Genomic DNA, 23,574 nt, shown 5'->3' with positions numbered 1-23,574 from the left:
AAGCAATGCTGAACCCGACAAGTCTGTCGGCTCTGGAGGATTTTATTGGCCTGTCGTGTCGGTACCCGCTCTTGCTGGCGGTATGAGACGGCCAGGGTTGAACAATCCTTTCGGATCGATCGCTGACTTCACTGCCCGCATCAGGGCCAGATCGGTGGTTGTCTTGTAACGCTCCATTTCCTGAAGCGAGACCTGCCCGACACCATGTTCGGCGCTGAATGTGCCACCCAGTGCAAAGGCGGCGTCATTGACGGCATGGCGGATATCGGCGGCAATCGCATCGCGATTTTCCAACGATTTCCAAACGTCGAAGGTGAAGAATGGAATGAAGTGCACATTGCCGTCGCCCAAATGGCCAACGATGACGAGCGAGGCATTGGGCGCGAGAGCGAGAACCGCAGTGCTTGCGCGATCAATGAATTCTGCGGTCGCCGCAACCGGCACGGCACAATCCGTCGTCAGTCCGACGCCAGCCTTCTTATTGGCTTCGGAAACGCTGTGGCGTACTTCCCACATGGCGGCGCGCTGGGCTTCGCTACTGGCGATGACGGCATTTTCAATCAAGCCATCTTCGAAAGCCTCTCCAAGCAGACTTTCAAGTGCTGCATCAAGATCATCCTCGCCACCGCTATCGGAAAGCTCGATCAGCAGGTGCCAGTCATGTTCCGTATCAACCGGCGATCGGCGTTGCGGGACGTTTTCCACCACCAGATCGAGTTGAAGACGATTCATCAATTCAAAACCGGAAAGCTTGGCGCCGTAACGCTCCTGCACAGTTGTCAGGAGCTTGACGGCGGTATGAGCACTCGAAAGTCCAGCCCAGGCCACGACGTGCCGGATCGGCTGCGGATGCAGCTTCAGGACGGCGGCAGTGATGATGCCAAGCGTGCCCTCGGAGCCGATGAACAGATGCTTCAGATCATAGCCGGAATTGTTTTTGCGCAGTGCCTTGAGATCGGACCAGACAGAACCGTCCGGCAGGACAGCTTCGAGGCCGAGGATGTTTTCGCGGGTATTGCCATAACGCAGAACTGATGTGCCGCCTGCATTGGTCGCGATGGTGCCGCCAATCTGGCAGGAACCTTCAGCACCGAGGCTGACCGGATAATAACGCCCGGCATCGTTTGCTGCCGTATGGATATTGGCCAGGACGCAGCCTGCGTCGACTTCCATCGTGTTGTTCACGGGGTCGACATTACGGATGCGGCGCATCCTGTCGAGACTGACGATAACGGGCGCTGGGCCATCCTTTGCGGGAACGGAGCCGCCAACCAGACCAGTATTGCCGCCTTGCGGCAGAACGGCGACGCCGTGGCGATTGCAACAGGCGACGATAGCCGCAACCTGTTCCGTGTTTGCCGGGCGCGCAACGCAAAGCGCTTCGCCGCTATATCGTCCGCGCCAGTCTTCGGTGGCATGCGCCATCTCCGCGGCATCGACGATCACAGCGTCCGCGCCAATTAGGTCAATCAGTTCCGCAATCACTGGCACTGTCATTTTCCCATTTAATTGTTATGCAATTACTTTGATTGAAATATGATAGAGAATAATTTCTGGAATGCAATAATGAGTCTTCGATGCCGATAATTTCTCAAAAACTGTTCACAGGGAGAGGAATGAAAAGAGAAAACCAGTTCTACTCACAGGGTCTTTTGAGATTGTGGGTCACTTGTAATGACTATGAGCGCAATCGTTGCTTCCATTCCGATCCGACATTTCGCCGAGAAAGCGTGGTAAAAGCAGCACCTGTCGCGCTGTTGGGGAATTGCACTATGATATGAATTGAAACGCCAAGATGGCGCGGTAACAATCGCGGTCGTTACGATCAGCAATCTCGTGATTTCGGCTATGCCATCCTTTATCCAAACGAATACAGAATGACGCAGCGCGCTTTAAATGGTCGCAATGAACTGGCTTTTGTGGGGTAGAAACGCAAGGCTGACCTCAGCCGGTTTATCAACCGGCAGGCGTGGCGGGTGCGATACAGCGGAGGATCAGTTCTCTATTCCCAAGTCGCCTATGAGTGCTTCGCGTTTTGCGAGCGCATGTATTGCTTGATCGCCAAGCGCTCGCGCGACCAGATTGAGCAGTCCCTCGCAGAAGACGATATATGCGCCCATACTGTTGCTGAAGAAGCTGCTGTTATGGGGAATGAAAAAGGCATATTTTGAGGGCACGACGAGTGGAGACGCACGGGTGTCGGTGATGGCAATCACATCAATGCCGTGTTTCGCGGCCACCTTTGCCACATCGGCAACATTGCGTGTATAGGGTGCGCAACTCGCCACCACAATGACATCCCCATGCGAGAGCTGGGCCGAAGGGACAGACCGAGGCCGCTGACGCGCTTGGGCTTCATCGCTACAGCCTGATGGTCGACGTCATCATGCCTCAAGCATTCAAACTATCTTTGCCGGCCACTGTTGGTTTTCTTGTCCAGCTTCTGAAGGGCACATCGCTGGCCGCGATTGTTGGCTTCATTGAACTGACCCGCGCCGGTTCGATTATCTCTAATCAAATCTACCGACCACTTCTCGTGTTCGGTGTTGTGGGGGCGATGTATTTCGCCATGTGCTGGCCACTCTCCTTGTGGGGCAGGCGTATCGAACGACGCATGGCCGCTGGCCTCTCCAGATAAGAAAGGAAAATTTCTCGTGACAACTGAGAAAAAGTCAGATGCGCAGCCGATGATCATGATGCGCGATGTGGAGAAGTGGTACGGCAATTTTTATGCCCTGAAGAAGGTTTCCCTGACAGTCGGCAAGGGTGAAAAGATTGTCCTGTGTGGTCCCTCGGGGTCAGGTAAATCCACTTTGATCCGCTGTATCAACCGGTTGGAAGCCAGCCAGGGCGGTGAGATTGTTGTTGCCGGTCATGCCGTCAAGGAAGACCAGACGGCCATCGACGCGGTACGCCGTGAAGTTGGCATGGTCTTTCAGCAGTTTAACCTGTTCCCGCATAAAACCGTTCTGGAAAACTGTATCCTTGCACCGATGCGTGTGCGCAAGCTGTCACGTGCTGAAGCGGAGGCGACCGCGAGAAAATATCTCGACCGCGTGCGTATCGGCGATCAGGCGGAAAAATATCCGGCACAGCTTTCTGGTGGCCAGCAGCAACGCGTTGCTATTGCGCGGGCACTTTGTATGGAACCAAAAGCCATGTTGTTTGACGAGCCAACTTCGGCGCTGGATCCGGAAATGGTCAAGGAAGTTCTCGATACAATGGTGTCGCTCGCTCGCGACGGCATGACCATGATCTGCGTGACACATGAGATGGGTTTTGCGCGTCAGGTGGCGGACCGGGTCATCTTCATGGCTGATGGCGAGATCATCGAGGAAAATGACCCTGAAACCTTCTTCCGGGCACCGGCGCACGCGCGCACGCGAACCTTTCTCGGCGAGATACTGCAGCACCATTAGGCAACTGGCATTCGATGATATGATACTCGCAGGGATTTTGCATGTGCTCCGAGGCGCGAAATCCCTGCACGTATCGTCACGAGCGTCAGATCATCGAGCGGCTCAGGCCACCGTCAATCGGTAATGCCACACCATTGATGTAACTTGCTGCCTTGCTGGCCAGGAACGCAACGGCCTCGCCGAATTCTTCCGGTGTGCCGTAACGTCCTACCGGAATTTCCCTTTGGCTTACGGCTGCGATGACTGCTGGATCAACGCCGCGTTCAGCTGCATCCAGCGCGTCCAGCCGTGTGGTACGCTCGGTGGCAAACCGGCCGGGCATCACCACATTGACCGTTACGCCATCTCCGGCCACTTCACTGGCAAGCGTCTTGGCCCATCCAGCAAGGGCTGATCTCAAGGCATTGGAAGCTGCCAGATTGGGAATAGGTTCTCGGATACTTGTCGAGGATACCGCGATGATCCGGCCGAAACGGCGCGCGCGCATTGCCGGCAAATAATGAGCGGCCACCTCTATCTGGCTGAGAAACATGCTTCTGATCTGCGTGTTCCAATAGGTTTCGTCATATTGAGAGGCAGCCACCGGAGCGGGACCACCGCCATTGAGAAGCAGGATATCGATGCTGCCAACGGCTTTGTCCACATTCTCCATCATTCTTGAAACACTGACGGGATCGGTTAGATCGCTGGTGAAAGACATCACCGAGCCCGCATATGTGCCGAGGCGTTCTTCCGCCGCGCGCATCGCAACCTTGTCTCTACCGACGAGCGCAATATTCACACCTTGCTTCGCTAACGCTTCTGCAACGCCGAATCCGAGCCCTTTGCTTCCACCCAGAAGAAGCGCTGTCTGCCTTTTGTCATTCATTTTAATGTTCCAACTCAAATACGGGTGCCACTGATCGACCTGACGGCCGTGACCATCAAAGCGATATCTTCATCGGTGGTGCTCAAATGTACGGAGGCACGAAGTAGCTCCGAAATCCCGCGTATTGACATATCGTAAGGCGTGTAGCCCGGTCCGTTCATGCCGATATTGATGCCCTGATCAGCGAGACGCTGCTTGACGCTCCCACATGGGAGGCCATCAATCACAAAAGTGACGGCAGCGCCTTTGCTGTCTCCCAAGTCGAGCAGCTTTACACCTGGCACTTCAGCAAGCGAGCGACGAAGCAAAGCAGCTTTCTGATCGAGCTCCAGCCGGATATGGTCCACGCCCAAGTCGAGAGTTTGTTCGATTGCTTTCCCGAGGCCGAGCTTGAGAGCCACCGATTCCTCACCGAACTCAAAAGCTCGCGCGCTTTGTGCCACCACAACATTTCTGTCGCTTAAAGTGGCGGACACATTATCGATGCTGCGTGGTACGATTGCGTCTGCAAGACGGGGCGAGATATATGCCAATGCCGTTCCACGCGGCCCGCGCAAAAATTTCCGCCCGCACGCGATGAGTGCATCGCAGCCCAACTCGGTAACATCGATTGGTATCTGTCCAATTGCCTGGCTGGCGTCGATGACGAAAAAAGCTGACGACCCGGCTTGCCGGATTGCTGAGCCAATCGCTGCCGCAGGGTTGATCAGTGCGCTTCCCGCGCCAACCCAGGTCAGGGCAACAATGCGAACATCCGGCGAGAGGCTTTGACCGAGCGCTACGGGATCGACGGCGCTTGTTTCATCCGAGGCCATCAATGAAAGTGATGCGCCATTCAGGTCTGCAGAGCGTTGCAGGCATAAAACATTGCCAATCCATTCCTGACGGCTGACCAGTATCTTATCGCCGGGAGAAAGCGGTATCGAGGCGATCAAGTTACCGTAAAGCTGGCCATGACTGGTTCCAAAAGCGATATCCTGCGGCGAGCAGCCCAAGAGCTTTGCCGCTGCTTGATAGGTGTTGCTGATGGAGGCCGATGCAAGCGCACCAGCCTCCATCGGGCCGCGTTCCGCCTCGAGACGCAGATGGTCTACGATCACCTGAACCGTTTCGGGAGAAGGCAACCCAGCGCCGCTATGATTAAAATGCACGACGGACATTTGCAGGTCCTTTGATCAGCGAATATGGAAAACGGCTTCGACTTCGACCGGCACATTGGCTGGCAGTCCTGCCACGCCAATTGCAGAGCGTGCATGCACGCCGTGTTCACCGAAGACCGCATTCATAATTTGCGAAGCGCCGTTGCCGATTTGCGAATAGGCGGTAAATCCCGGCACGGCATTGATAAAGACTGTAAGCTTGGCCAGTCGGACGACGCGATCCAGATCACCATCAAGCGCTTCATTGGCCCAGAATATGACATTCGCTGCGCAGAGTTTCGCGCTCTCGAGAGCGGTTTCTATATCAATCTCGCTGCCGACTTGCCCGACATAAGCGATGTCGCTGCCTTTTTCGGGTATCTGGCCCGAAACATACAGAAAATTGTCGACTTTTGTCGTTGGCGAGAAGGGCAGGTTTGGCCGGGCCAGATTTGGCCATTCGATACCGCAAGCGGCCAGTTTGTCTTTATAGTCGGACATTTGAAACTCCATTTCCTGGTTCTGATTTCATATTGTCAAAGGCCGCACCCCTCGTGTACCCTTATAATTCTTAGCGAGGTATAAGGATTTATTATGGAGGCGAGTTACGATCTCAGGCTGCTCAGAATGTTCATAGCCGTGGCTGAAACAGGCACAGTGAGCAAGGCAGCTGATCGTCTTGCGCGCACGCAGGCTGCCGTCAGCATGCAATTGCAGAGGATCGAGAAAGAGCTGGACAGTGAACTCTTCAAGCGGTCCTCGCGCGGCGTTTCACTGACCGAAGCGGGAGAAGCCTTTTTGGCTTATGCGCGCAGGGTCATTGCTTTGACCGAGGATATGCAGCGCGGCTTGGTCGATAAGAAGCTGGTCGGCCGTATTCGGCTGGGTCTCTTCGAAGATCTGGCAGTCACGCGACTTCCGGGCGCAATTGCCCAGTTCAGGCAGAAGCATCCATCGGTCGACATTGAGCTGAGTTCATCCAATTCGGCACAGCTTGCGCGATCCTTTGACGAAGGGCAGACCGACATCGTCGTTGCGGATCCTGCCCGGTTTGCCCAGCCGCCAATGAGTTTCCTATCTTATCAGTTGGTCTGGTGTGCAAGCCGATTGCTCGACGTGGACGAGGAGGGGCCGCTTCCTGTCGTTCTCTTTGAAACATCCTGTTCCTGGCAGGATCGAATGGTCGCTTCCCTCGCTGAAGCGGGTATTGCGTGGACCGTTGGCTGTCGCGTGAAAAGCTTGCCCGCCATGTTATCGGCACTGCGGGGCGGGCTAGGCGTTGGCGTGTTGTTTTCCGAAGCGGTCCCGCCGGATTGCGAGACTATAAACGGACGATACAATCTTCCCTCAGCGCCGGTGGCTGAATTTGGGATATATACGGCCGATGATCCATCACCGCTTGTTTCCGAACTCGCGAAATCGCTCGATGTGTTATCGTAGCGTTACGCTCGACAATGCCATCCATCAAACCTGAACAATATCAATTGATTGGAATTTGAAAGGACGCAGCATCTCTTGTGGCAGATTTGGCTCGGTCACAAGGGTAGTGATTTCTGCCAAGGGTATGACGTGATAAGGCGACGCGACACCAAGTTTCTCACGGGTTGCCAATACGATCGTCTCCGCGGACTGACGGGCGATCAGCCTTTTGATAGCGGCTTCTTCGCCGTCTCCGGTAGTCGCGCCGGTTTCCGGATGCAGGCCCGTCACACCCATGAAATAGGCATCGGTCCGAATCCGGGAGATCGCTTCCGCGGCCACTGAGCCGACTGTAACGATGGAATGTTTGAACAAACGGCCGCCAATCAACTCGACTTCAATAAGCGGATGATGTGCCAGTTCAACAGCAATATTGGGACTATGTGTGACAATGGTCGCCTTGAGGTCGAGTGGCAATTGACGAGCCAGTTGTATATTTGTCGTGCCGCCATCGAGGAAGACGATCTGGCCGGGTCGGATCAGTCGAGCCGCAATGCTGCCGAGCATTGTCTTAGCAGCCGAAGTAGCGTCCTCACGTGTTGCAAAATCCGCAACGGCTGCTGAAGCGGGCAGGGCTCCGCCATGCACCCGCAAGAGATGACCTTCGCCCGCAAGTTCTCGCAAGTCGCGCCGAATTGTGTCTTCTGAAACGCCTAATTCCCGGCTGAATGTTTTGGCGACTATTCGACCATCGCGGCGCAGCACCTCAAGGATCAAGGCCTTTCGTTCAGTCGTCAGCATATCTATCGCCCATTGCACGAAAATCCTTGACTCTGCATGATATTGCACGAATAACACGTCAATCTGGCGGCGGCTAGCCACTTATCGTGTCTGTGTGGAGGTTATTGTGAGTATTGCGCATCGTGTTCGGGTGGAAGACGTCACCCTTCTCTCCAACGACTGGTATGTTCTCAAGAAAACGACGTTTTCATTCCAGCGGGCCGACGGAAGCTGGCAGAGCCAGTCGCGAGAAACCTACGACCGTGGTAACGGCGCAACCATTCTCCTCTACGATCCGCATCGCAGAACTGTTATCCTCACCCGCCAGTTTCGATATCCAGCCTTCGTGAACGGACACGATGATCTGTTGATCGAGGCGCCTGCAGGGTTGCTGGATAATGCGGAACCGGCTGTGCGCATTCGTGCGGAAACGGAGGAGGAAACGGGCTTTCGCGTACGTGATGTGCGGCAGGTTTTCGATGCCTTTATGAGCCCCGGGTCGGTGACGGAACGGCTCCACTTTTTCGTCGGAGAATATGAGCCAGGAGATCGCGTTTCACAGGGCGGTGGCAAGGAAGATGAAGGTGAAGATATTGCCGTGCTCGAAGTCGATATCGACGAGGCACTGGGCATGATTGCTTCCGGTACAATCCGGGATGGCAAGACGATCATGCTTCTGCAATATGCTGCTTTGAACCTGTTTCGGACTTCATAACTGTACCGATTTCTCCAAAACCGCATATGCGTAATGGTCTTTGACGATCTGATCCGATTGTTGAGTAACCATGCCGCGTGACAGCGCGAGCAAGGCATGCCATAGGGAGGCCAACTTATCACAAGGCCTTCACACTCATGATCCGTATCGACAATATCAGCAAGTCGAATAGCCATCGCATTCTGTTTATCGAAACTTCCGCTGCTTTGAACCGTGGCGAGAAGATCGGCCTTGTCGGGCCAAATGGCGCTGGCAAGACAACGCTTTTCCGTATGATCATCGGTGATGAATTGCCGGACGAGGGTCAGGTCACGGTCGAAAAAGGCGTAACGGTCGGTTATTTCGACCAGAATGTCGGCGAAATGGGCGGGCGTTCGGCTGTCGCCGAAGTCATGGACGGGGCAGGACCCGTCAGTATTGTGGCGGCAGAGCTGCGCGAGCTTGAAGCGGCAATGTGCGATCCTGATCGTCTCGATGAGATGGACACCATCATCGAACGCTATGGTGAGGTTCAGGCCCGCTATGAAGAGCTTGATGGTTATGGACTGGATGGCCGAGCCCGTGAAGTGCTCGCCGGTCTAAGCTTCAGTCAGGAAATGATGGACGGTGACGTTGGCAAATTGTCCGGCGGCTGGAAAATGCGCGTGGCGCTTGCCCGAATTCTGCTGATGCGGCCCGATGTGATGCTGCTTGACGAACCGAGCAACCATCTTGATCTTGAAAGCCTGATCTGGCTTGAAGCCTTCCTCAAGAATTACGATGGCGCCTTGCTGATGACGTCGCATGATCGCGAGTTCATGAACCGCATCGTGACCAAGATTATCGAAATCGATGGTGGCTCGCTGAACTCCTATGCTGGCGATTATGCCTTCTATGAAAGCCAGCGCGCGCTGAATGAGAAGCAGCAACAGGCCCAGTTTGAGCGTCAGCAGGCAATGCTGGCCAAGGAAATCAAGTTCATTGAACGGTTCAAGGCCCGTGCATCCCATGCGTCGCAGGTGCAGAGCCGCGTGAAGAAGCTTGAAAAAATTGATCGTGTGGAGCCTCCGCGCCGCCGCCAGACTGTGGCTTTCGACTTCTTGCCGGCGCCACGTTCTGGCGAAGATGTCGTCAGCCTCAAGGGCGTCAACAAAGCTTATGGCAGCCGCACAATTTATGACGGGCTGGATTTCATGGTTCGCCGCCGTGAGCGCTGGTGCATCATGGGCGTCAATGGTGCGGGTAAATCGACGCTGCTTAAGCTTGTCACCGGTGCGACCGAGCCGGATCAGGGCATTGTTAACCTCGGTGCCAGCGTAAAACTCGGCTATTTTGCGCAGCACGCGATGGATATTCTCGATGGTGACAGCACCATTCTTGAATGGTTGGAGCAGCGCTTTCCAAAGGCTGGGCAGGCGCCGCTGCGCGCCCTTGCCGGCTGCTTCGGTTTCTCCGGAGACGATATCGAAAAGAAATGCCGCGTGCTGTCCGGTGGTGAGAAAGCCCGACTGGTGATGGCTGCGATGCTGTTTGATCCACCAAACTTCCTCGTGCTCGATGAGCCGACGAACCATCTCGATCTCGATACCAAGGAAATGCTCATCAAGGCGCTTTCATCTTATGAAGGCACGATGCTTTTTGTATCGCACGATCGTCGCTTCTTGGCGGCGCTTTCCAATCGTGTGCTGGAACTCACTCCAGATGGTATTCAGCAATATGGTGGTGGCTATACCGAATATGTTGAAAGCACCGGTCAGGAAGCGCCGGGTCTGCATGCTGGTTGAAGGACCGGCTAAAGAATTTTACTGAACCCGTGCACCGTCCGCTCGGCGCTTTGTTCTCCTGTCGCTTCGGCGACAAGAGGGGTCGCAAGATCGCGCTATTGAGCGGTACTGATGTTGAAGGCGAAAGGGAAACTTTGTGGCTTTCACTGGGGATTAAAATCGGGGTCACTTCTTAACTGGAAACTGAAAATTGACGCCCGCAAATATCTGCCACTTCGGCGAACCGTCGCCTTGGTGCCAAACCGTATATTGCGGTTCTATAAACGCATTCATTGTAATGCCTTTTTCAAGCTCGAAGACCTTGCCGATACCGAAGCCAACCGGGATGTAGCCCTCGTTATCTTCCAGATTGAAATTCCATGTTGCTGTCGAGCGCAGATACCAGCCGTCCTTTAAATTGTAATTGATGATCGGCTCGACGGTTGCCAGACTGACATTGTCTCTGTCGCCGTGGCCTGCGAACGAGGCCTGATAGGTTACCAGTCCGCCCAAGAGGCCCCAGCTCTGTGGGGCAACGATGACGCCCGAGGCGCCAATTTGCCATTTGCCATTGCCGAGTGCGTCATCTGTGGCGGTCGGGATGACCAGTATTGGTCCTGCACCCAATGTTATGTCGCCGTGCTTGGGAAGGATGAAAATATCCATCAGCGTGAGATCGCCCAGCCCCGTTACGTACCCATCGGGAAACTCAGGCGCAGTGGCGATGGGCAATGTATATCGCAACAATTGCGGCAAGCCGGCGATGTCTGCTGGCACTAATCCACGCAGGAGAAACTGATTGGCGCGACGTCCGGGCAACCCGAATAACTCAGCTGATTAGTAATTATGGAAGTTAACGGTAATCTTTGGTGTCAGGGGGTTGTTGGCATCATTCACCGACTAATGTTCTTGTGCCATGACGACATTAGTCACGACGACGGAGAACAGCAGGCCAAGACCTGTACAAACGAACGCCGACATAGCGAACTCCCCCTAAAAACATATTGATAAAATCGTATCTAAAAAGTGCTGAAAATGAAGTTTGTTACAGTAACAAACATGATATTTCTTCAGCTTTTCGTCGCAACTGCATCGCTTGAGCGAGCGAGCTAAAGTTATCGGTGTGCGGGAACTGACATTCGTTACCGTAACGTGCTTCATTTTTATCCGGGTTCCGCTCAGCTTATTTAAAATTGAGGAGATTGAACCTTGAAACGGATATCTTCTGTCTTTTTCGCCTCATCAATGGTTTTGCGCTCTGCTCCGCCGAGTTGTATTCGCCAGATTACACTGGCCTTGCCGCCAAGACGCATACTGCAAAGAAGAACAGTGACGGCTTCACGGACATTTACTTCGGACCGAAAAATCCTGGTGTCGATGCGCACTGAATTGCGACAATTCCAGACAAGGGATTCTTCACGATCTCAGGCGTTTACGGGCGGACGAAAGCTTCCTTCGACTGAACCTGGAAATCTGACGACGTCGTAAAACTCAAGTGAGAGCACAGCTATGAGAAAGCACTTCCTGATTACTACGGCAATCCTCTGTCTGACATCAGGTCAGACATTGGCCAAGGATTATAAGATGACGACGCCGATACCGGATGAGATCGTCACGCCCGATTCAGTCGATACGCGCATCGCACGTTGAAGTTCAATGACGGTGTGCCGACAGTGGAGACAGCACAAAAGGTCTGGGACCAGCTCGATTTCAGTCGTGGTATTGAAGCCTTCCTCAATGGAATTCCCGGTGCCTCAATGGTGGCAATCCGTACGGGTCTGCGTGAAGTTGGTGCGAAACACGGAACAATCGGTGTCTTTTCGACGCTGATGGATTCGAAGTCGTTGTTCCTGACGCCCAACTCCGAAACCATCTATTTCTGGAGCTGGCTGGACCTCAAAGACGGACCCATTGTGGTTGAAAGCCCGCCCGGTATTCTTGGGGTTATCAATGACTTCTGGTTCCGCTATGTGACCGATCTTGGCAATGCGGGCCCTGACAAGGGCAAAGGTGGGAAGTATCTCTTTGTACCACCTGGCTGGAAAGGCGAGAAGCCAAAGGGCTATTTCGTGATCCAGTCTCCAACCTTCGGCAATCTCCTCTTTGGGCGCGCTTTCATGAAGGACGGCGATCCTGCACCGGGCGTCGCCAGCCTGAAGGCCAAGCTGCGTACCTATCCGTGGGCAAAGCGCGCCAAGCCTTCCGAGACGAAGTTTCTCGATTTGTCGGGTAGGGTCATGAACACCGTACACGCCAATAATTTCAAGTTCTTCGAGGAGGTCAACCAAATCATACAGGAGGAACCGGCGGGTGCGTACGGACCTGATATGACGGGAATTTTCGCAGCCATCGGTATGGAAAAGGGGAAGCCATTCGCCCCTGACGCAAGGCTGAAGAAAATTCTTGAAGATTCCGTCGCGGTTGGCAATGCGGCGGCTCGCAACATAGACTTTCGTCCTCGCGACCCCGCCGTGATGATCTATCCGGACCGCAAATGGACAACACCGTTCATTGGTGGCAGCTACGAATGGATGACTAAGAGCGGAGCTCGAAACTTCGATGCGCGCACGCTCTTCTACTACGCTGCAACGATCAATACGCCTGCCATGGCCGTGGCCATGCCGGGGATAGGTTCTCAATATGCTGCAGCAAACTTCGACAAGGATGGGAATCCTTTTGATGGTGCCAAAGCCTATCGCCTGCACGTTCCGGCAAATGTTCCAGCTAAGGATTTCTGGTCTGTTGTCGTCTACGATACGCAGACGCGTTCCATGCTGCAGACGGACCAGCAGTTTCCGAGCCTGTCCAGCGAAAAGAACCTCAAGAAGAACGCCGATGGTTCTACCGACATTGTCTTCTCGCCCGAGCGGCCTGCCGACACAACCAATTGGATTCAAACGATTCCCGGCAAATCATGGTTCACGATTTTCCGTCTCTATGGTCCGCTGGAGCCGTGGTTCGACAAATCGTGGAAACTCGAAGATTTCGCTGAGGTGAATTGAACCCGCATTATCCCGAACCTTGGAGAAGAAGATGAAAAACCGCATCGTTATGACAGCCCTTCTGGCTGCGTCGCTTTCATCCGTCGCCTTCGCGCAGGATGCTGCCACATACAAGTTTGAAAACGGATACCCCACCCCGGAAGCGAGCAAACGCGCTCAGGATGATGCCGATCTTCAGCGCGCGCTGGTGGCTTATCGCTTTTGGTACCCAACCGTTTCCATCGAGGGCATTTTCAACGGTAATCGCGAGGCCGGGATCGAGGATAACGCCGCATATGGTGGTACGGCTGCCGGCCCGCGTCAGGTGGGCTTCACACTGAACTCCGACACGCCCTACGGTTCAGCAACGCTTGACGTCGCGAAAGGGCCAATGGTGGTAGAGTTACCAGTCGGCGCTTATATTGGTCTCGTCAACGATCACAATCAGAGCTGGGTGCTTGACATGGGCATACCGGGACCGGACGCCGGAAAAGGCGGTAAGCATCTGATTGTCGGGCCGGACTACAAGGGCAAAATCCCCAAAGGATACTTCGTCGGAAAGACACAAACCTACAAGAACTTGCTCGCCGTACGTGCGTTGCCTGTCGGCGGAGATCAAGACAAAGCATTGAAGGCCCTGGAGGCGATCAAGATCTATCCTTTGGCTAACCCAAAACAACGTCTGAAATTCGTTGATACGACCAATATGGATTTGGACAGTACCTCACTCAAATGGGAGGACAATATCCAGTTCTGGCAAAAGCTCAACGACATCATCCAGCAGGAGCCGATTGTCGCAAAGTTCGAACCGATGTACGGCCTGCTTTAGGTGCTGGGCATTGAAAAAGGCAAGGAGTTCAAACCGGACGATCGGATGAAGGCAATCCTTCAGAAGGCCGCACGCCAGGGTCGAGACCAGATGCTGGTCTCGGCATTTGACACGGCTCGCACTGACAAGCTCGCCTGGCCTGACCGTAAGTGGGAATGGGTCGGTCTGGTTCCCGGAAGCGCTCAGTTTGAAACCCCGGCCGGGATTGATCTCGAAGCGCGTGACCGCTGGTTTGCACAGGCAATCGTGACGTCTCCTGCCATGTTCAGACGTACGCCTGGAGCAGGGTCGCTTTATTGGCTGGGTGCTCGTGACGGCAGCGGAGCTTGGCTCGACGGCGGTAAAACCTATAAGCTTTCGATCCCGCAACCTGTTCCGGGCAAGCTATTTTGGTCTGTAACCGCCTATGATGCACAGACGCGTTCAGAAGTGCAGACCGATCAGGGCAAGGCGGCTCTTCGATCGCTCTTTGAATTGAAAGATGCAAGCAAGAGCGAACCAACCGAACTGTACTTCGGGCCGACCGCACCCGCTGGTCAGGAAGGTCGCTGGATCAAGACGGTCCCCGGTCGCGGCTGGTTTGCCTATATTCGCATCTATGGGCCTGACAAGCCGGCTTTCGATGGAAGCTGGAAGCCTGCCGACTTTGAGGAAGTGAAGTAGGGCTCAGAAGATGATTTTGTAATTGCAGAAACTGGCGCCGGGGCCGTTTTGCGTCCCCGGTGTCTAACACATGAACGCCTCTGTTCTCTCTTCCAGTCGGCGGGCTGGCGGACCAAATCGCCGCATCATTTCTGCTGCGTGATGACATCGACAGGATGTCGGAGGGGACCCGAATTAGGTTGCGACAGAACCGAACAGTCGGGTAAAGAAGCAGCATGACTGTTAGAGAGATTATCAAATATCCGGACATGCGTTTGCGAGCGCTTGCCGATCCTGTCACGACCTTCGGCGATGATCTGCGTGTTCTTGCGCGCGATTTGCTGGACACGATGCGTGCTGCACCGGGGATTGGTATCACAGCACCTCATATCGGCGTATCGGCACGAGTGGTTGTGCTGCAACTTTCCGGAAATGGCAGCGAGAAGACCTATATTAATCCCGAAATCGTGTGGGCTTCTGACGAGAAAATCGTCCATGACGAAGGAAGCGTGTCCATGCCCGGTATTGTCGAGAAGGTCGAAAGACATGCTCGTATCCGTATTCGCTATCAGGATATTGACGGCAACGAGCAGACCGAAGAGTCCGATGGTTTGCTTGCGGTGTGCCATCAGCATGAAATTGATCAACTCAACGGCCTGTTCTGGATTCAGCGCCTGTCGAAACTTAAGCGTGATAGGCTGATCAAGCGCTACCAGAAAGCTCTCAGGTAAGCCGTTCAGAGACGGAGGTGGGAAAGTTTCTATTCCCGTGAGGGGAAATGAAACTAACCTCCCAGTGCCGCAGCAATGCCCACAATTACTGGCCCCATAAGTGGTAAGAGCACATTTGAGATGGCATAGGTAACTGTGTACCCGATTACCGGTGTAGAGTTTCCCGCCTGAGACACAAGTGCGCTGATCGTTGGCGTACTGCAATGCTGACCGGCAATTGCACCAAGAAGGATTGGTGTATCGATTTTCATCAGTTTTGAGCCAACAAAAAGCGACACCAACGCAGGCACGAACGAAACAACCAGACCCAGCAGTGGGAGGATAAACCCGTATTCGAGAATGAGCGCGATTGCATCGGGGCCGGCACTCAATCCTATGGCGGCTATAAAAACAGCCAATCCAAAATCTTTTGCAAACTCCGCCGCCGGAACTGGAAATCCACCACATGCTGGATTTCTCATGTTGAGCCAGCCAAAAGCAAGGCCGGAAATCAACGCGCCACCGCCAGATCCCAACGATAGCTCCCAACCACGGATATTGAACGAGAATTGACCCAAAAGAAGGCCGACGACGATACCGAGGCCGAGAAAGACAAAGTCAGTGCTGCCGACTTTAGGCAATGGCTTACCCAAAGTTTCAACAGCGCGGGAGACCGGCTTGTCTTGTCCATAGAGTGTCAAGACGTCGCCTTCATGGAGAACTGTACCCGGCAATGCCGGAATAGTCTGACCCAAACGTCGGACGTTCGAAATGAATACTCCGCGCTTTAGATCGGGCGAGGCCGACTGCCGCAATTGTCGGATCTGACGCCCGAAAGCTTCTTTTCGGATGAGAACGACTTCCCGCGTTACAAGTGCCAGACTGGTTCCGTCCGGCACGGGAACTTCCTCTCCGAAGAAATCCTGAACTGCTATCACCGCGTTGCGGCGGCCATGCACAATGACAATGTCATCTGGATTCAACAGGAAACTAGGGTCTGTTTGAAGGACTTTTTTATGTCGGCGCACACGTTCAATCGTTACTGCCCAATTCCAGCTTTTCTCCAGATCGCCAACTGTCTGCCCCGCTAGCGCCCCCGCGCGAAAGGCCCTGGCGACGAACATGGGTAAGCCCTCAACCTGATCGTCGTCATCGTCTTCCGAGCCCAGTTTGCGGGCCAGTGCCTGCGCTTCGGTTTTAAGGTCAACTTTCAGAAGCATGGGTGCAAGCTGGGTGGTGAAAACAACAATTGCGATGAGGCCGAACAGATAGGTGAGGCTATAGGCCGTCGCAACGTTCGCCTGTAATTGTTCGATTTGTTCTGGTGAGATCGCGAGATGCGAGATCGCTTGCGACGCCGTTCCGATCACCGCAGATTCAGTTGCAGATCCGGCAAAAAGACCAGTCGCTGTTCCAATATCGAGCTTGAACAGAACAATCGCCATCGAAACCAGAATGGTGACGCAAACGACTTCAATTAAGGAGAATATTCCATAGCGCCATCCGCCCCGGATATTGGCGAAAAACTGAGGTCCTGCAGTGAAGCCCAACGCGTAAATGAAAAGGGTAAACGCGCTGTCCTTCAGGTCGGGCGAAATGCGCACGCCGAGCTGCCCTATGGCGAGCGCTGCCAGCAAGGTCCCACAAACCCCGCCCAGCCGAACCGGGCCAATACGCAGTTTGCCAATAAGGTAACCAATTGCAAGGGAGACGAAGAGCGCGATGACAGGGTCTTTAAGAAAATACACTGCTGCCCCCAGCTACCCAATCTATATTCTAAAGATAACGCATACCTAATATAATAATGTGTTTTTTCTGACTGTCTAGATTTGGGCGAAGCTTTTCACGACGATTATTTTTTCAATTACTTGCAGTGGCCGCGTGCGATGGGGGGCGTTTCTGGAGATGAAATTCTTCAAAAAAACAACACCATCTTGTCGGGGTCTTCTGTTCGTTGAGTGATTGAATATCTTGATTTTTATCAGGCGCTAAAGATCTCTGGGTCAGAAAATTGGCATGATCAATAGAAATATGAGGCTGCAATTTTTCTATTGAATAAATATCAAATCGAATTTATTTTTGATTCACATGCTTTTACACTCAATTAGTTTTCGGAGATTCAATATTATTTCTATCTAAATTAGATAAATGAAGAATAAATGGGCGGTTACATTAGCCGTAAGCCCTGATAGTCATCAGCAGGTTTTTGGGATGAGTATGGAAAAGTGACCACTTACCCTCACGGTCAATGGCGCCAGGGTTGGACCGATGGATGTCCCGCTTGGAATGCCTATGGTCGACTTTCTACATGAGTATCTCGACTTGACGGGAACGCATTTCGGATGCGGTCAGGGCATTTGTCACGCCTGTACTGTCATAGAGATAAGGCCTGACGGTACCAAGACCGAAAGCCGTACGTGCATTTACGATGCTCATTTCTTTGACGGCAAATCGATCCTCACGATTGAAGGTCATGCGAAGCGCGACGCGACCGGTGAAATTCTCGCGCTGACGCCCGTCCAACAGGCATTTATCGACCATTTTTCTTTTCAGTGCGGCTATTGCACGCCAGGTTTCGTCGCAGGCGCTACTGTTTTTATCGAGCAACTCAAGCGGCAACCTGTGAAGCGCGGCGATCTGGAAGCAGCGATTGAAGAAGCACTCGACGTTCATATCTGCCGTTGCACGGGTTATGTCCGTTATTATGAGGCCATCCGCGATGTCGCTTTGGCGACGCCGGGCTGTGTGATCGGCTAGTCGGGAGCGCTGCGGTCAAGGTATGAAACACAAGCGTCTTTATCACTTTGCTGTAGCTGTCGTGTTGATTGTCATCGCGGGGGGCTGTCGGTGTTGTTGGGTGTGTTTCGCAACTCATCCTTGACGCCCGATCTGAAAACAGCCCTTTCGGCGGTGCAAATGCAAGCGCTTGTCCCTCGTGGACAGGAACTGGAGCGCGCCGCCGATTGTTTCGGTTGCCATTCTCTGCCAGAAGGGCCGATGGCTGCAGGTGGTGTGGCTATAAAAACTCCGTTCGGCACTTTGCATTCGACAAACATTACGCGTGACCCGACCTACGGTATTGGAAAATATAGCCGGGCGGATTTTCACCGCGTGATGAAGTATGGTGTCGCGCCGGGCCATCGCAATCTCTATCCGGCCATGCCGTTTCTGTTTACCCAGGTGACGACGCCGGACGATATTGACGCGCTATATGCCTATCTGATGACGATACCGCCGATTGCTCTCCCCAATAAGCGCAATAGCGCCATCTTCCGCCTCCCTGTGCGGCCTTTTGTGAATTTCTGGGCGCTGCTCAATTTTCCTAAACGCGAAGCACCACAAAATGATCAGCGATCAGCGGACTGGAACAGGGGGAGTTATCTGGTTGAAGGGCTGGCGCATTGTGGCGGATGTCACACGCCGCTCAACCTCATGATGGCGCCCGACTTTGCGCGCAATTTGCAGGGCGGCATATTGGAAGGCATGGTTGCGCCTGACATTACCCAGCCCATGTTGACACGACAGGGTTTCGATATCCGCGCCTTGAGCCAGTATTTGAAGACCGGCATCGCTCCACAGGGAACGTCGTTCGCTGACATGAACACGGTGACCCATTTTTCCACCAATGTCATGTCCGATGACGATATTCGCGCGATTGCCACTTATCTCCTGACGGACAAGGACGGTAATATTCCGGCAGCAAAGGCAGCACTCCAAGTTTTGCCGCAGGCCGTGACACTGCCCAGGGATAGTACCATGGACGAGGGCCGCATGGCCTATATTTCTGCCTGTGCAGGCTGCCATGGCTTGAAAGGTGAAGGCACACCGAACGTCGCGCCAGCCATGAAAGGCAATGGTATCGTGGCGCTGGATAGGCCGAATGCGTTGATCAACACGATCTTGAACGGCATTGCTACGCAGACATTTACAAACGGGCAGCGCATGTATGCCATGCCCTCCTTTTCCGACACTATGGACGAGAGCGAGATTGCGGCTTTGGTCAGCTGGATGCGCGCGCAATGGGGCGGACAAGGCGGACATCCGGTTACCGGCGGGGAAGTCAAAGCGTTCCAACGTTCTGTTCGATAATTTGCAGAGTTCATTTGACCGTATCATGAATGGCATTCCAGCGCGGTTGATTAAGGAGATAGATATATGGCTGCCGGAATGTCACGCCGTGATTTCATCAAATTGGGCACTTTTGCAGGTATATCCGTCCTCTTTGCGCGTCTTCCGAACGCGCAGGCGCTGGAGGTGCAATCGGGCCCGGCAACGGCTGACTGGATCGGTGCCGACGGCAAGGCGCGTTATCGCTGGGATGCCGTGCGCAAGGTAACCGGCGGCAAGACCTTTGCCCGCGACTATCGCGCGCGCGACATTCCCGGCTGGACCAAGGAACAGGGACACGCGTTTTTCATCAAGGCGACGAAGGCCGACTGCACTTTCGAAGGCGTGGATCTGTCACTGCTCGGGGACGATCTCCAGCCTGATCGTTTGGTGTTGCATGAAGATCTGGAGCGGGACGGTATTCAAGTCCCACAAGTGTCAGATCTGGCGGAAGAGTTCTTCGGTAGAAATTTTCTCGTCCCGAAAGGCGAAACCCCGCCCTTGCTCGGCCATCCCGTTGCTTTGCTTGTCTACAGCGATTTCGAGCGTTTCGAACTGGCAAAGCGTATGTTGCGGTTTGAAACGGACATCGTGCGTTATGGTGCGCAGACTGGCCCCAAACCGCCTAGGAACTATGGCGCGGCGCGTTATGTGCGCATCGGTGGCAAAACGCCCACATCGCCTTCCGTTTATTCATCCTTCCAGGACGCGACGATTTTCGGCAACTTCAAGGGTGACGAACCCGTATGGCCGGACGAAAGCCCGACAGGCATCTTCGTTCCCCGCTCTGTGCAGACCCGGCATCGTGGCGGTGGTGCGCGTAATCCCGAAAAGGTGGGGCGCGAGACCTATGAGTCCATGCGTCGCGGCATGAATGCTGCCCATGAACTGGCCACCGAGATCGACGCGGCGCGGAAGAACCCAGATAAGGTTGTTCTTGATCGCAAAGCCTTTTCCCAGTCCGTTGATCCTTCGGCGCTGGAAGCGGACAATGGCAACGCATGGTACGATAAAAAAACGCGAACATTGCATATCATCGCCGCTGTGCAATCGCCTTATGATGCGGCTCGCTTTGCCGCGATGATCGTCAAAGGCAACAAGACCTTTCCGGTCGAGGAGATTACGCTCCTTTCCGGGACAACGGTGGGCTACGGTTCAAAGGACCACTCTATTTTCCCGCTCTATTGCGTCATGGCCGCTTTTTATGGTGGCGGCAAAGCCGTGCGTCTTGCCAATGATCGCTATGAGCAGTTCCAGCTTGGGCTAAAGCGACACTCCATTCACATGGACGTGTCCCTCGTTGCCGACCGCAGTACAGGCCAGTTTGAAATCATGAAAGGTCAATATGTCGCCAATGGCGGCGGCCGGGCCAATTACTCATTTTCGGTGGCACAAGTGGCTGCTACGGCGGCGCAATCGATCTACTATTTGCCCAAGTCGGACTTCAGTTCTATCGCGCTGGCAAGCCGGGCAGTGGAGGCAGGCTCGATGCGCGGCTACGGCGCGCTTCAGGTCATGTCGGTGACCGAGTTGATGGTTGATGAGCTGGCGAATGAACTGGGCGTTGATGCCATCGAACTTTGTCGGCGCAATGCCACCAAAGCTGGCTATCTAAACACGCAAGGCGCGCAGCCACTCGGTGATCCACGCAATATCGAAATGCTTGACAAGGCCGCGGCCAACTCGCTCTGGATCAATCGCGCTCAAGCCAAGAAGGATTATGATGCGGTGCATCCGGGGCGTCTTTATGGCATCGGATTTGCACAGGTGCAGAAGGATTATGGCACAGGCGCCGATACGTCTGCGCTTGCACTGGAATTCGATGCACAGGGGCGGTTGACCATGCGGCATTGCGTGCAGGAAATCGGCACCGGGGCCACGACTGCCCAACAGGTTCTGGTGCGTGATATTATCGGCAAGGTGCCGGATGACGTCGAGTTCGGCGTTACTGATTTTCCGCAGCTGCCTATCATTGCCGAACGCTCGCCCTACACGATCTCCCAAGCCCAGCAGGATGAAGCGGAGAAAAACCCGTTCTGGGTGCCTGCCACCTTACCCGCGATGAGCGCCTCCAACAGCGCCTATTTTTTGAGTTTCGGCACGCGCCAGGCGGCGCAGTTCCTGCTGCAAAACAGCATTTGGCCGGCTGCCCGCGCAATCTGGAGCGAGGGACCGGGCGGTGGAGAAATATCGGCGGGCAACATGACGTTTGCTGATATGCGCGTTGTGTCGGATGGCGTCGTCGGTGGGGGCATGGAAACGCTGTCCTTCGAGCGCATTGCCCGTAAGGCCCACGCTCTGGGACTGATAACAGGCGTGGCGCTTCACTGTTTCAGCCGTTGGGAATGGGCGACGGCACAGTTCAACATACCCGGCACAGACATGCGTGAGCTGCCCATCGACGCTTTGGCGGTCCGTTATGGTGACGGAGCGTCCGCCGAAACGAAGCGACGGATGACCACTGGTGGCTATGAATATATCAAACGCAGCAAAGTCAGCTTTCCCCCGGTACAGCGCAACAATGCCGGGGTAACCACCTATGCGCCTGCGTCTTGCCTCGTGGAGTTGAACGTCAACACTTTTACCGGCGCGGTGGAGATCATGCAGCATCACAGCATTCTCGATCCCGGTAAAATCATCGTGCCCGAACTCGTGTCGGGTCAGCAGCAGGGCGGCTTGGCCATGGGAATTGGCCACGCACTTATGGAGGAGCTGCCACTTTATGAAGACGGGCCGGGCGATGGAACGTGGAACTTCAACCGCTACACATTGCCGAGGTCGAAGAATGTCGCTGTCTGGAGCCAGACTGCAGAGTATCTGACGCCGCTTTCAGAAACGTCGCCGCCCAAAGGCATAGCAGAGGTGGTGACCATCCCGATCATTCCGGCCATTGGCAATGCCATTGCGCATGCCACGGGCAAACGCTTCTACGAATTTCCGATCACGCCGGAAAAGATCAAGCAGCAACTGGGATAGTGCCGCACATGGACCTGTTCGATATCACCAGCCCGACAAATGACAGTCAGGATGTTCTTTCGCTGGCGGAAGACTGGTTGCGGATGGGGCGACAGGTTGCGCTTGCCACAGTTGTGCAGACTTGGGGTTCCGCACCACGACGGATGGGCAGTCAACTAATTGTCGACGCCGATGGCTTGTTTCAAGGCTCGGTTTCCGGCGGCTGTGTGGAGGCGGAGGTTCTGGCGAGGGCAGCCGATGTCATCAGAACGGGCAAGCCCGACAGGGTCGAATCCGGCGTTGCGGATGAAACGGCGTGGCAGGCGGGATTGTCCTGCGGCGGATCAATCCGCATCTATATCGAGCGCGCCGACCGCAATTTGCTACAGGCACTCAATGCAGAGCGTCGAGCGCGGCGGGCTGTTGCGGTGTTGACCGATCTGGATACGGGTACAAACCACCTTATCCGTAAAGGCGGCGAACTTCCGTCCGCATTTCAACCAACCATAGGGCGCAATTTCGCACACGGTGCTTCGACACTTGTGGAAGCGGATAGTAAAACGCTGTTCTGTAACATGCATCTTCCCAATCCGCGTTTCGAGATCATAGGCGCGGTCCACATCGCGCAGGTGCTGGCGCCAATGGCGCGTATGGTTGGTTATGACGTCGATATCATCGATCCACGCACAGCCTTTGCCACAAGGCAACGCTTTCCTGACAGCACCTTGCATGCCGAATGGCCGCAGGATGTGTTTTCCGCGTATCCGCTTGATCCTTATACCGCGCTTGCTGTCATGAGCCACGATCCGAAGATCGATGACGCCGCGTTGATCGCCGCCTTGCAGGCGGATTGCTTTTATGTCGGCGCTCTGGGCAGCCGCAAAAGCCACGCGAAGCGCCTGCAAAGGCTGGAGATGGCGGGCATGGATCAGGCCATGCTGGCGCGCATTGAAGGGCCGATTGGCCTTGCTATCGGCGCAACCAATCCGGCGGAAATTGCGGTTTCCATTCTGGCGCGGCTGGTCCAGTCCCTTCGCCAGCCAGAGATGCGGTTGGCCGCCTGAATGTCACTCAAAAATTACAGTATGCTCGCCGGTCGTGAGACAGGTATATTCCTTTTTCTTGCAGAACTTGTCATCAGAAGTGTTGCTTAATTAAATTGATCAAGCGAGGCTAAGGCCGAACAGAAACTTATGAACCTCTCCTTTCTGTAGTCTTGACAGTTTTCCGATTCCGGCTCTACCTTGAAATCATGCTGAGGCTCAACG

The 23,574-nt window shown here is 54.4% G+C and carries 22 protein-coding genes and 1 pseudogene; 14 read left to right on the top strand and 9 right to left on the bottom strand.

Annotation, left to right across the window (positions count from 1 at the left end; genetic code table 11):
* Positions 1-42 precede the first annotated feature (42 nt).
* Complete coding sequence (locus tag ACTJKP_RS10920; RefSeq protein ID WP_440630653.1) at positions 43-1,491, bottom strand: FAD-binding oxidoreductase; 1,449 nt, start codon at positions 1,489-1,491, stop codon at positions 43-45.
* 503 nt (positions 1,492-1,994) lie between these two features.
* Positions 1,995-2,288, bottom strand: coding sequence for a MurR/RpiR family transcriptional regulator (locus ACTJKP_RS10915; RefSeq protein WP_440630652.1), 294 nt, complete (start codon positions 2,286-2,288; stop codon positions 1,995-1,997).
* 20 nt (positions 2,289-2,308) lie between these two features.
* Here ACTJKP_RS10915 and ACTJKP_RS10910 point away from each other — a divergent pair.
* Both ACTJKP_RS10910 and ACTJKP_RS10905 read left to right on the top strand, forming a co-directional pair.
* Positions 2,309-2,638: pseudogene (locus ACTJKP_RS10910) on the top strand (ABC transporter permease subunit); the annotation flags it as partial.
* Positions 2,639-2,687: 49 nt separating this feature from the next.
* Entirely contained in the window at positions 2,688-3,419 is a 732-nt protein-coding gene (locus ACTJKP_RS10905; RefSeq protein WP_440630675.1) for an amino acid ABC transporter ATP-binding protein, read from the top strand.
* A gap of 85 nt (positions 3,420-3,504) precedes the next feature.
* On the opposite strand, the gene ACTJKP_RS10900 is transcribed toward ACTJKP_RS10905, so the two are convergent.
* The 3 genes from ACTJKP_RS10900 to ACTJKP_RS10890 are packed head-to-tail and all read right to left on the bottom strand — an operon-like array spanning position 3,505 to position 5,927.
* Positions 3,505-4,287, bottom strand: coding sequence for an SDR family oxidoreductase (locus tag ACTJKP_RS10900; RefSeq protein ID WP_440630651.1), 783 nt, complete (start codon positions 4,285-4,287; stop codon positions 3,505-3,507).
* A 14-nt stretch (positions 4,288-4,301) separates the two neighbouring features.
* Positions 4,302-5,447 (bottom strand): aminotransferase class V-fold PLP-dependent enzyme, encoded by a 1,146-nt coding sequence (locus ACTJKP_RS10895; protein ID WP_440630650.1) that lies wholly within the window; start codon positions 5,445-5,447, stop codon positions 4,302-4,304.
* A 15-nt stretch (positions 5,448-5,462) separates the two neighbouring features.
* Complete coding sequence (locus ACTJKP_RS10890) at positions 5,463-5,927, bottom strand: RidA family protein (RefSeq protein WP_440630649.1); 465 nt, start codon at positions 5,925-5,927, stop codon at positions 5,463-5,465.
* Between the two features lie 93 nt (positions 5,928-6,020).
* Here ACTJKP_RS10890 and ACTJKP_RS10885 point away from each other — a divergent pair, with 93 nt between their 5' ends.
* Positions 6,021-6,866 carry a LysR family transcriptional regulator gene (locus tag ACTJKP_RS10885; protein ID WP_440630648.1) on the top strand — a complete coding sequence of 282 codons (846 nt, stop codon included), beginning with the start codon at positions 6,021-6,023 and terminating at the stop codon, positions 6,864-6,866.
* Between the two features lie 24 nt (positions 6,867-6,890).
* Here ACTJKP_RS10885 and ACTJKP_RS10880 read toward each other — a convergent pair whose 3' ends face one another.
* Positions 6,891-7,646 (bottom strand): DeoR/GlpR family DNA-binding transcription regulator, encoded by a 756-nt coding sequence (locus ACTJKP_RS10880; protein ID WP_440630647.1) that lies wholly within the window; start codon positions 7,644-7,646, stop codon positions 6,891-6,893.
* A 106-nt stretch (positions 7,647-7,752) separates the two neighbouring features.
* Between ACTJKP_RS10880 and ACTJKP_RS10875 the strand changes: the two genes are divergently transcribed.
* Both ACTJKP_RS10875 and ACTJKP_RS10870 read left to right on the top strand, forming a co-directional pair.
* Positions 7,753-8,340 carry an NUDIX domain-containing protein gene (locus ACTJKP_RS10875; RefSeq protein ID WP_078337335.1) on the top strand — a complete coding sequence of 196 codons (588 nt, stop codon included), beginning with the start codon at positions 7,753-7,755 and terminating at the stop codon, positions 8,338-8,340.
* Between the two features lie 137 nt (positions 8,341-8,477).
* The gene (locus tag ACTJKP_RS10870; RefSeq protein WP_078337334.1) at positions 8,478-10,103 is read left to right on the top strand and encodes an ABC-F family ATP-binding cassette domain-containing protein; all 1,626 of its coding nucleotides are present in this window, start codon (positions 8,478-8,480) and stop codon (positions 10,101-10,103) included.
* 165 nt (positions 10,104-10,268) lie between these two features.
* Here ACTJKP_RS10870 and ACTJKP_RS10865 read toward each other — a convergent pair whose 3' ends face one another.
* Both ACTJKP_RS10865 and ACTJKP_RS10860 read right to left on the bottom strand, forming a co-directional pair.
* Positions 10,269-10,859 (bottom strand): hypothetical protein, encoded by a 591-nt coding sequence (locus ACTJKP_RS10865; RefSeq protein WP_440630646.1) that lies wholly within the window; start codon positions 10,857-10,859, stop codon positions 10,269-10,271.
* 410 nt (positions 10,860-11,269) lie between these two features.
* Entirely contained in the window at positions 11,270-11,467 is a 198-nt protein-coding gene (locus ACTJKP_RS10860) for a hypothetical protein (RefSeq protein ID WP_139364333.1), read from the bottom strand.
* Between the two features lie 124 nt (positions 11,468-11,591).
* Here ACTJKP_RS10860 and ACTJKP_RS10855 point away from each other — a divergent pair, with 124 nt between their 5' ends.
* The 5 genes from ACTJKP_RS10855 (at position 11,592) to ACTJKP_RS10835 (ending at position 15,265) form a co-directional block, all read left to right on the top strand.
* Positions 11,592-11,732 (top strand): hypothetical protein, encoded by a 141-nt coding sequence (locus tag ACTJKP_RS10855; RefSeq protein ID WP_440630645.1) that lies wholly within the window; start codon positions 11,592-11,594, stop codon positions 11,730-11,732.
* 23 nt (positions 11,733-11,755) lie between these two features.
* A complete protein-coding gene (locus tag ACTJKP_RS10850) occupies positions 11,756-13,084 on the top strand; it encodes a DUF1254 domain-containing protein (protein WP_440630644.1) in 1,329 nt (442 codons plus the stop codon).
* A 31-nt stretch (positions 13,085-13,115) separates the two neighbouring features.
* Positions 13,116-13,892, top strand: coding sequence for a DUF1254 domain-containing protein (locus ACTJKP_RS10845; protein ID WP_440630643.1), 777 nt, complete (start codon positions 13,116-13,118; stop codon positions 13,890-13,892).
* A gap of 45 nt (positions 13,893-13,937) precedes the next feature.
* A complete protein-coding gene (locus ACTJKP_RS10840) occupies positions 13,938-14,555 on the top strand; it encodes a DUF1214 domain-containing protein (RefSeq protein ID WP_440630642.1) in 618 nt (205 codons plus the stop codon).
* Positions 14,556-14,770: 215 nt separating this feature from the next.
* Complete coding sequence (locus ACTJKP_RS10835) at positions 14,771-15,265, top strand: peptide deformylase (RefSeq protein ID WP_440630641.1); 495 nt, start codon at positions 14,771-14,773, stop codon at positions 15,263-15,265.
* 53 nt (positions 15,266-15,318) lie between these two features.
* Here ACTJKP_RS10835 and aspT read toward each other — a convergent pair whose 3' ends face one another.
* A complete protein-coding gene (aspT, locus tag ACTJKP_RS10830) occupies positions 15,319-16,992 on the bottom strand; it encodes an aspartate-alanine antiporter (protein ID WP_440630640.1) in 1,674 nt (557 codons plus the stop codon).
* Between the two features lie 544 nt (positions 16,993-17,536).
* On the opposite strand from aspT, the gene ACTJKP_RS10825 reads away from it, so the two are divergent.
* The 4 genes from ACTJKP_RS10825 to ACTJKP_RS10810 all read left to right on the top strand — a co-directional run bounded on the left by ACTJKP_RS10825 (position 17,537) and on the right by ACTJKP_RS10810 (position 23,370).
* The gene (locus tag ACTJKP_RS10825) at positions 17,537-18,001 is read left to right on the top strand and encodes a (2Fe-2S)-binding protein (RefSeq protein ID WP_440630639.1); all 465 of its coding nucleotides are present in this window, start codon (positions 17,537-17,539) and stop codon (positions 17,999-18,001) included.
* A 159-nt stretch (positions 18,002-18,160) separates the two neighbouring features.
* The gene (locus ACTJKP_RS10820) at positions 18,161-19,333 is read left to right on the top strand and encodes a cytochrome c (protein ID WP_440630638.1); all 1,173 of its coding nucleotides are present in this window, start codon (positions 18,161-18,163) and stop codon (positions 19,331-19,333) included.
* Between the two features lie 66 nt (positions 19,334-19,399).
* Entirely contained in the window at positions 19,400-22,327 is a 2,928-nt protein-coding gene (locus ACTJKP_RS10815) for a xanthine dehydrogenase family protein molybdopterin-binding subunit (RefSeq protein ID WP_440630637.1), read from the top strand.
* An 8-nt stretch (positions 22,328-22,335) separates the two neighbouring features.
* Positions 22,336-23,370 (top strand): XdhC family protein, encoded by a 1,035-nt coding sequence (locus ACTJKP_RS10810; RefSeq protein ID WP_440630636.1) that lies wholly within the window; start codon positions 22,336-22,338, stop codon positions 23,368-23,370.
* Positions 23,371-23,574: the final 204 nt, after the last annotated feature.

Source organism: Brucella sp. 22210 (assembly GCF_052045675.1).
GTDB lineage: Bacteria > Pseudomonadota > Alphaproteobacteria > Rhizobiales > Rhizobiaceae > Brucella.
The sequence above is the reverse complement of the archived record's forward strand: the minus strand, read 5'-3'. Positions and strand labels throughout refer to the sequence as shown.

What these genes read in the sequence shown, in the direction of transcription:
- ACTJKP_RS10905 (WP_440630675.1), top strand. Translation starts at nt 2,688, where the DNA reads ATGATCATGATGCGCGATGTGGAGAAGTGGTACGGCAATTTTTATGCC.
- ACTJKP_RS10900 (WP_440630651.1), bottom strand. Translation starts at nt 4,287, where the DNA reads ATGAATGACAAAAGGCAGACAGCGCTTCTTCTGGGTGGAAGCAAAGGG.
- ACTJKP_RS10895 (WP_440630650.1), bottom strand. Translation starts at nt 5,447, where the DNA reads ATGTCCGTCGTGCATTTTAATCATAGCGGCGCTGGGTTGCCTTCTCCC.
- ACTJKP_RS10890 (WP_440630649.1), bottom strand. Translation starts at nt 5,927, where the DNA reads ATGTCCGACTATAAAGACAAACTGGCCGCTTGCGGTATCGAATGGCCA.
- ACTJKP_RS10885 (WP_440630648.1), top strand. Translation starts at nt 6,021, where the DNA reads ATGGAGGCGAGTTACGATCTCAGGCTGCTCAGAATGTTCATAGCCGTG.
- ACTJKP_RS10880 (WP_440630647.1), bottom strand. Translation starts at nt 7,646, where the DNA reads ATGCTGACGACTGAACGAAAGGCCTTGATCCTTGAGGTGCTGCGCCGC.
- ACTJKP_RS10870 (WP_078337334.1), top strand. Translation starts at nt 8,478, where the DNA reads ATGATCCGTATCGACAATATCAGCAAGTCGAATAGCCATCGCATTCTG.
- ACTJKP_RS10855 (WP_440630645.1), top strand. Translation starts at nt 11,592, where the DNA reads ATGAGAAAGCACTTCCTGATTACTACGGCAATCCTCTGTCTGACATCA.
- ACTJKP_RS10845 (WP_440630643.1), top strand. Translation starts at nt 13,116, where the DNA reads ATGAAAAACCGCATCGTTATGACAGCCCTTCTGGCTGCGTCGCTTTCA.
- ACTJKP_RS10840 (WP_440630642.1), top strand. Translation starts at nt 13,938, where the DNA reads ATGAAGGCAATCCTTCAGAAGGCCGCACGCCAGGGTCGAGACCAGATG.
- ACTJKP_RS10835 (WP_440630641.1), top strand. Translation starts at nt 14,771, where the DNA reads ATGACTGTTAGAGAGATTATCAAATATCCGGACATGCGTTTGCGAGCG.
- ACTJKP_RS10825 (WP_440630639.1), top strand. Translation starts at nt 17,537, where the DNA reads ATGGTCGACTTTCTACATGAGTATCTCGACTTGACGGGAACGCATTTC.
- ACTJKP_RS10820 (WP_440630638.1), top strand. Translation starts at nt 18,161, where the DNA reads ATGCAAGCGCTTGTCCCTCGTGGACAGGAACTGGAGCGCGCCGCCGAT.
- ACTJKP_RS10815 (WP_440630637.1), top strand. Translation starts at nt 19,400, where the DNA reads ATGGCTGCCGGAATGTCACGCCGTGATTTCATCAAATTGGGCACTTTT.
- ACTJKP_RS10810 (WP_440630636.1), top strand. Translation starts at nt 22,336, where the DNA reads ATGGACCTGTTCGATATCACCAGCCCGACAAATGACAGTCAGGATGTT.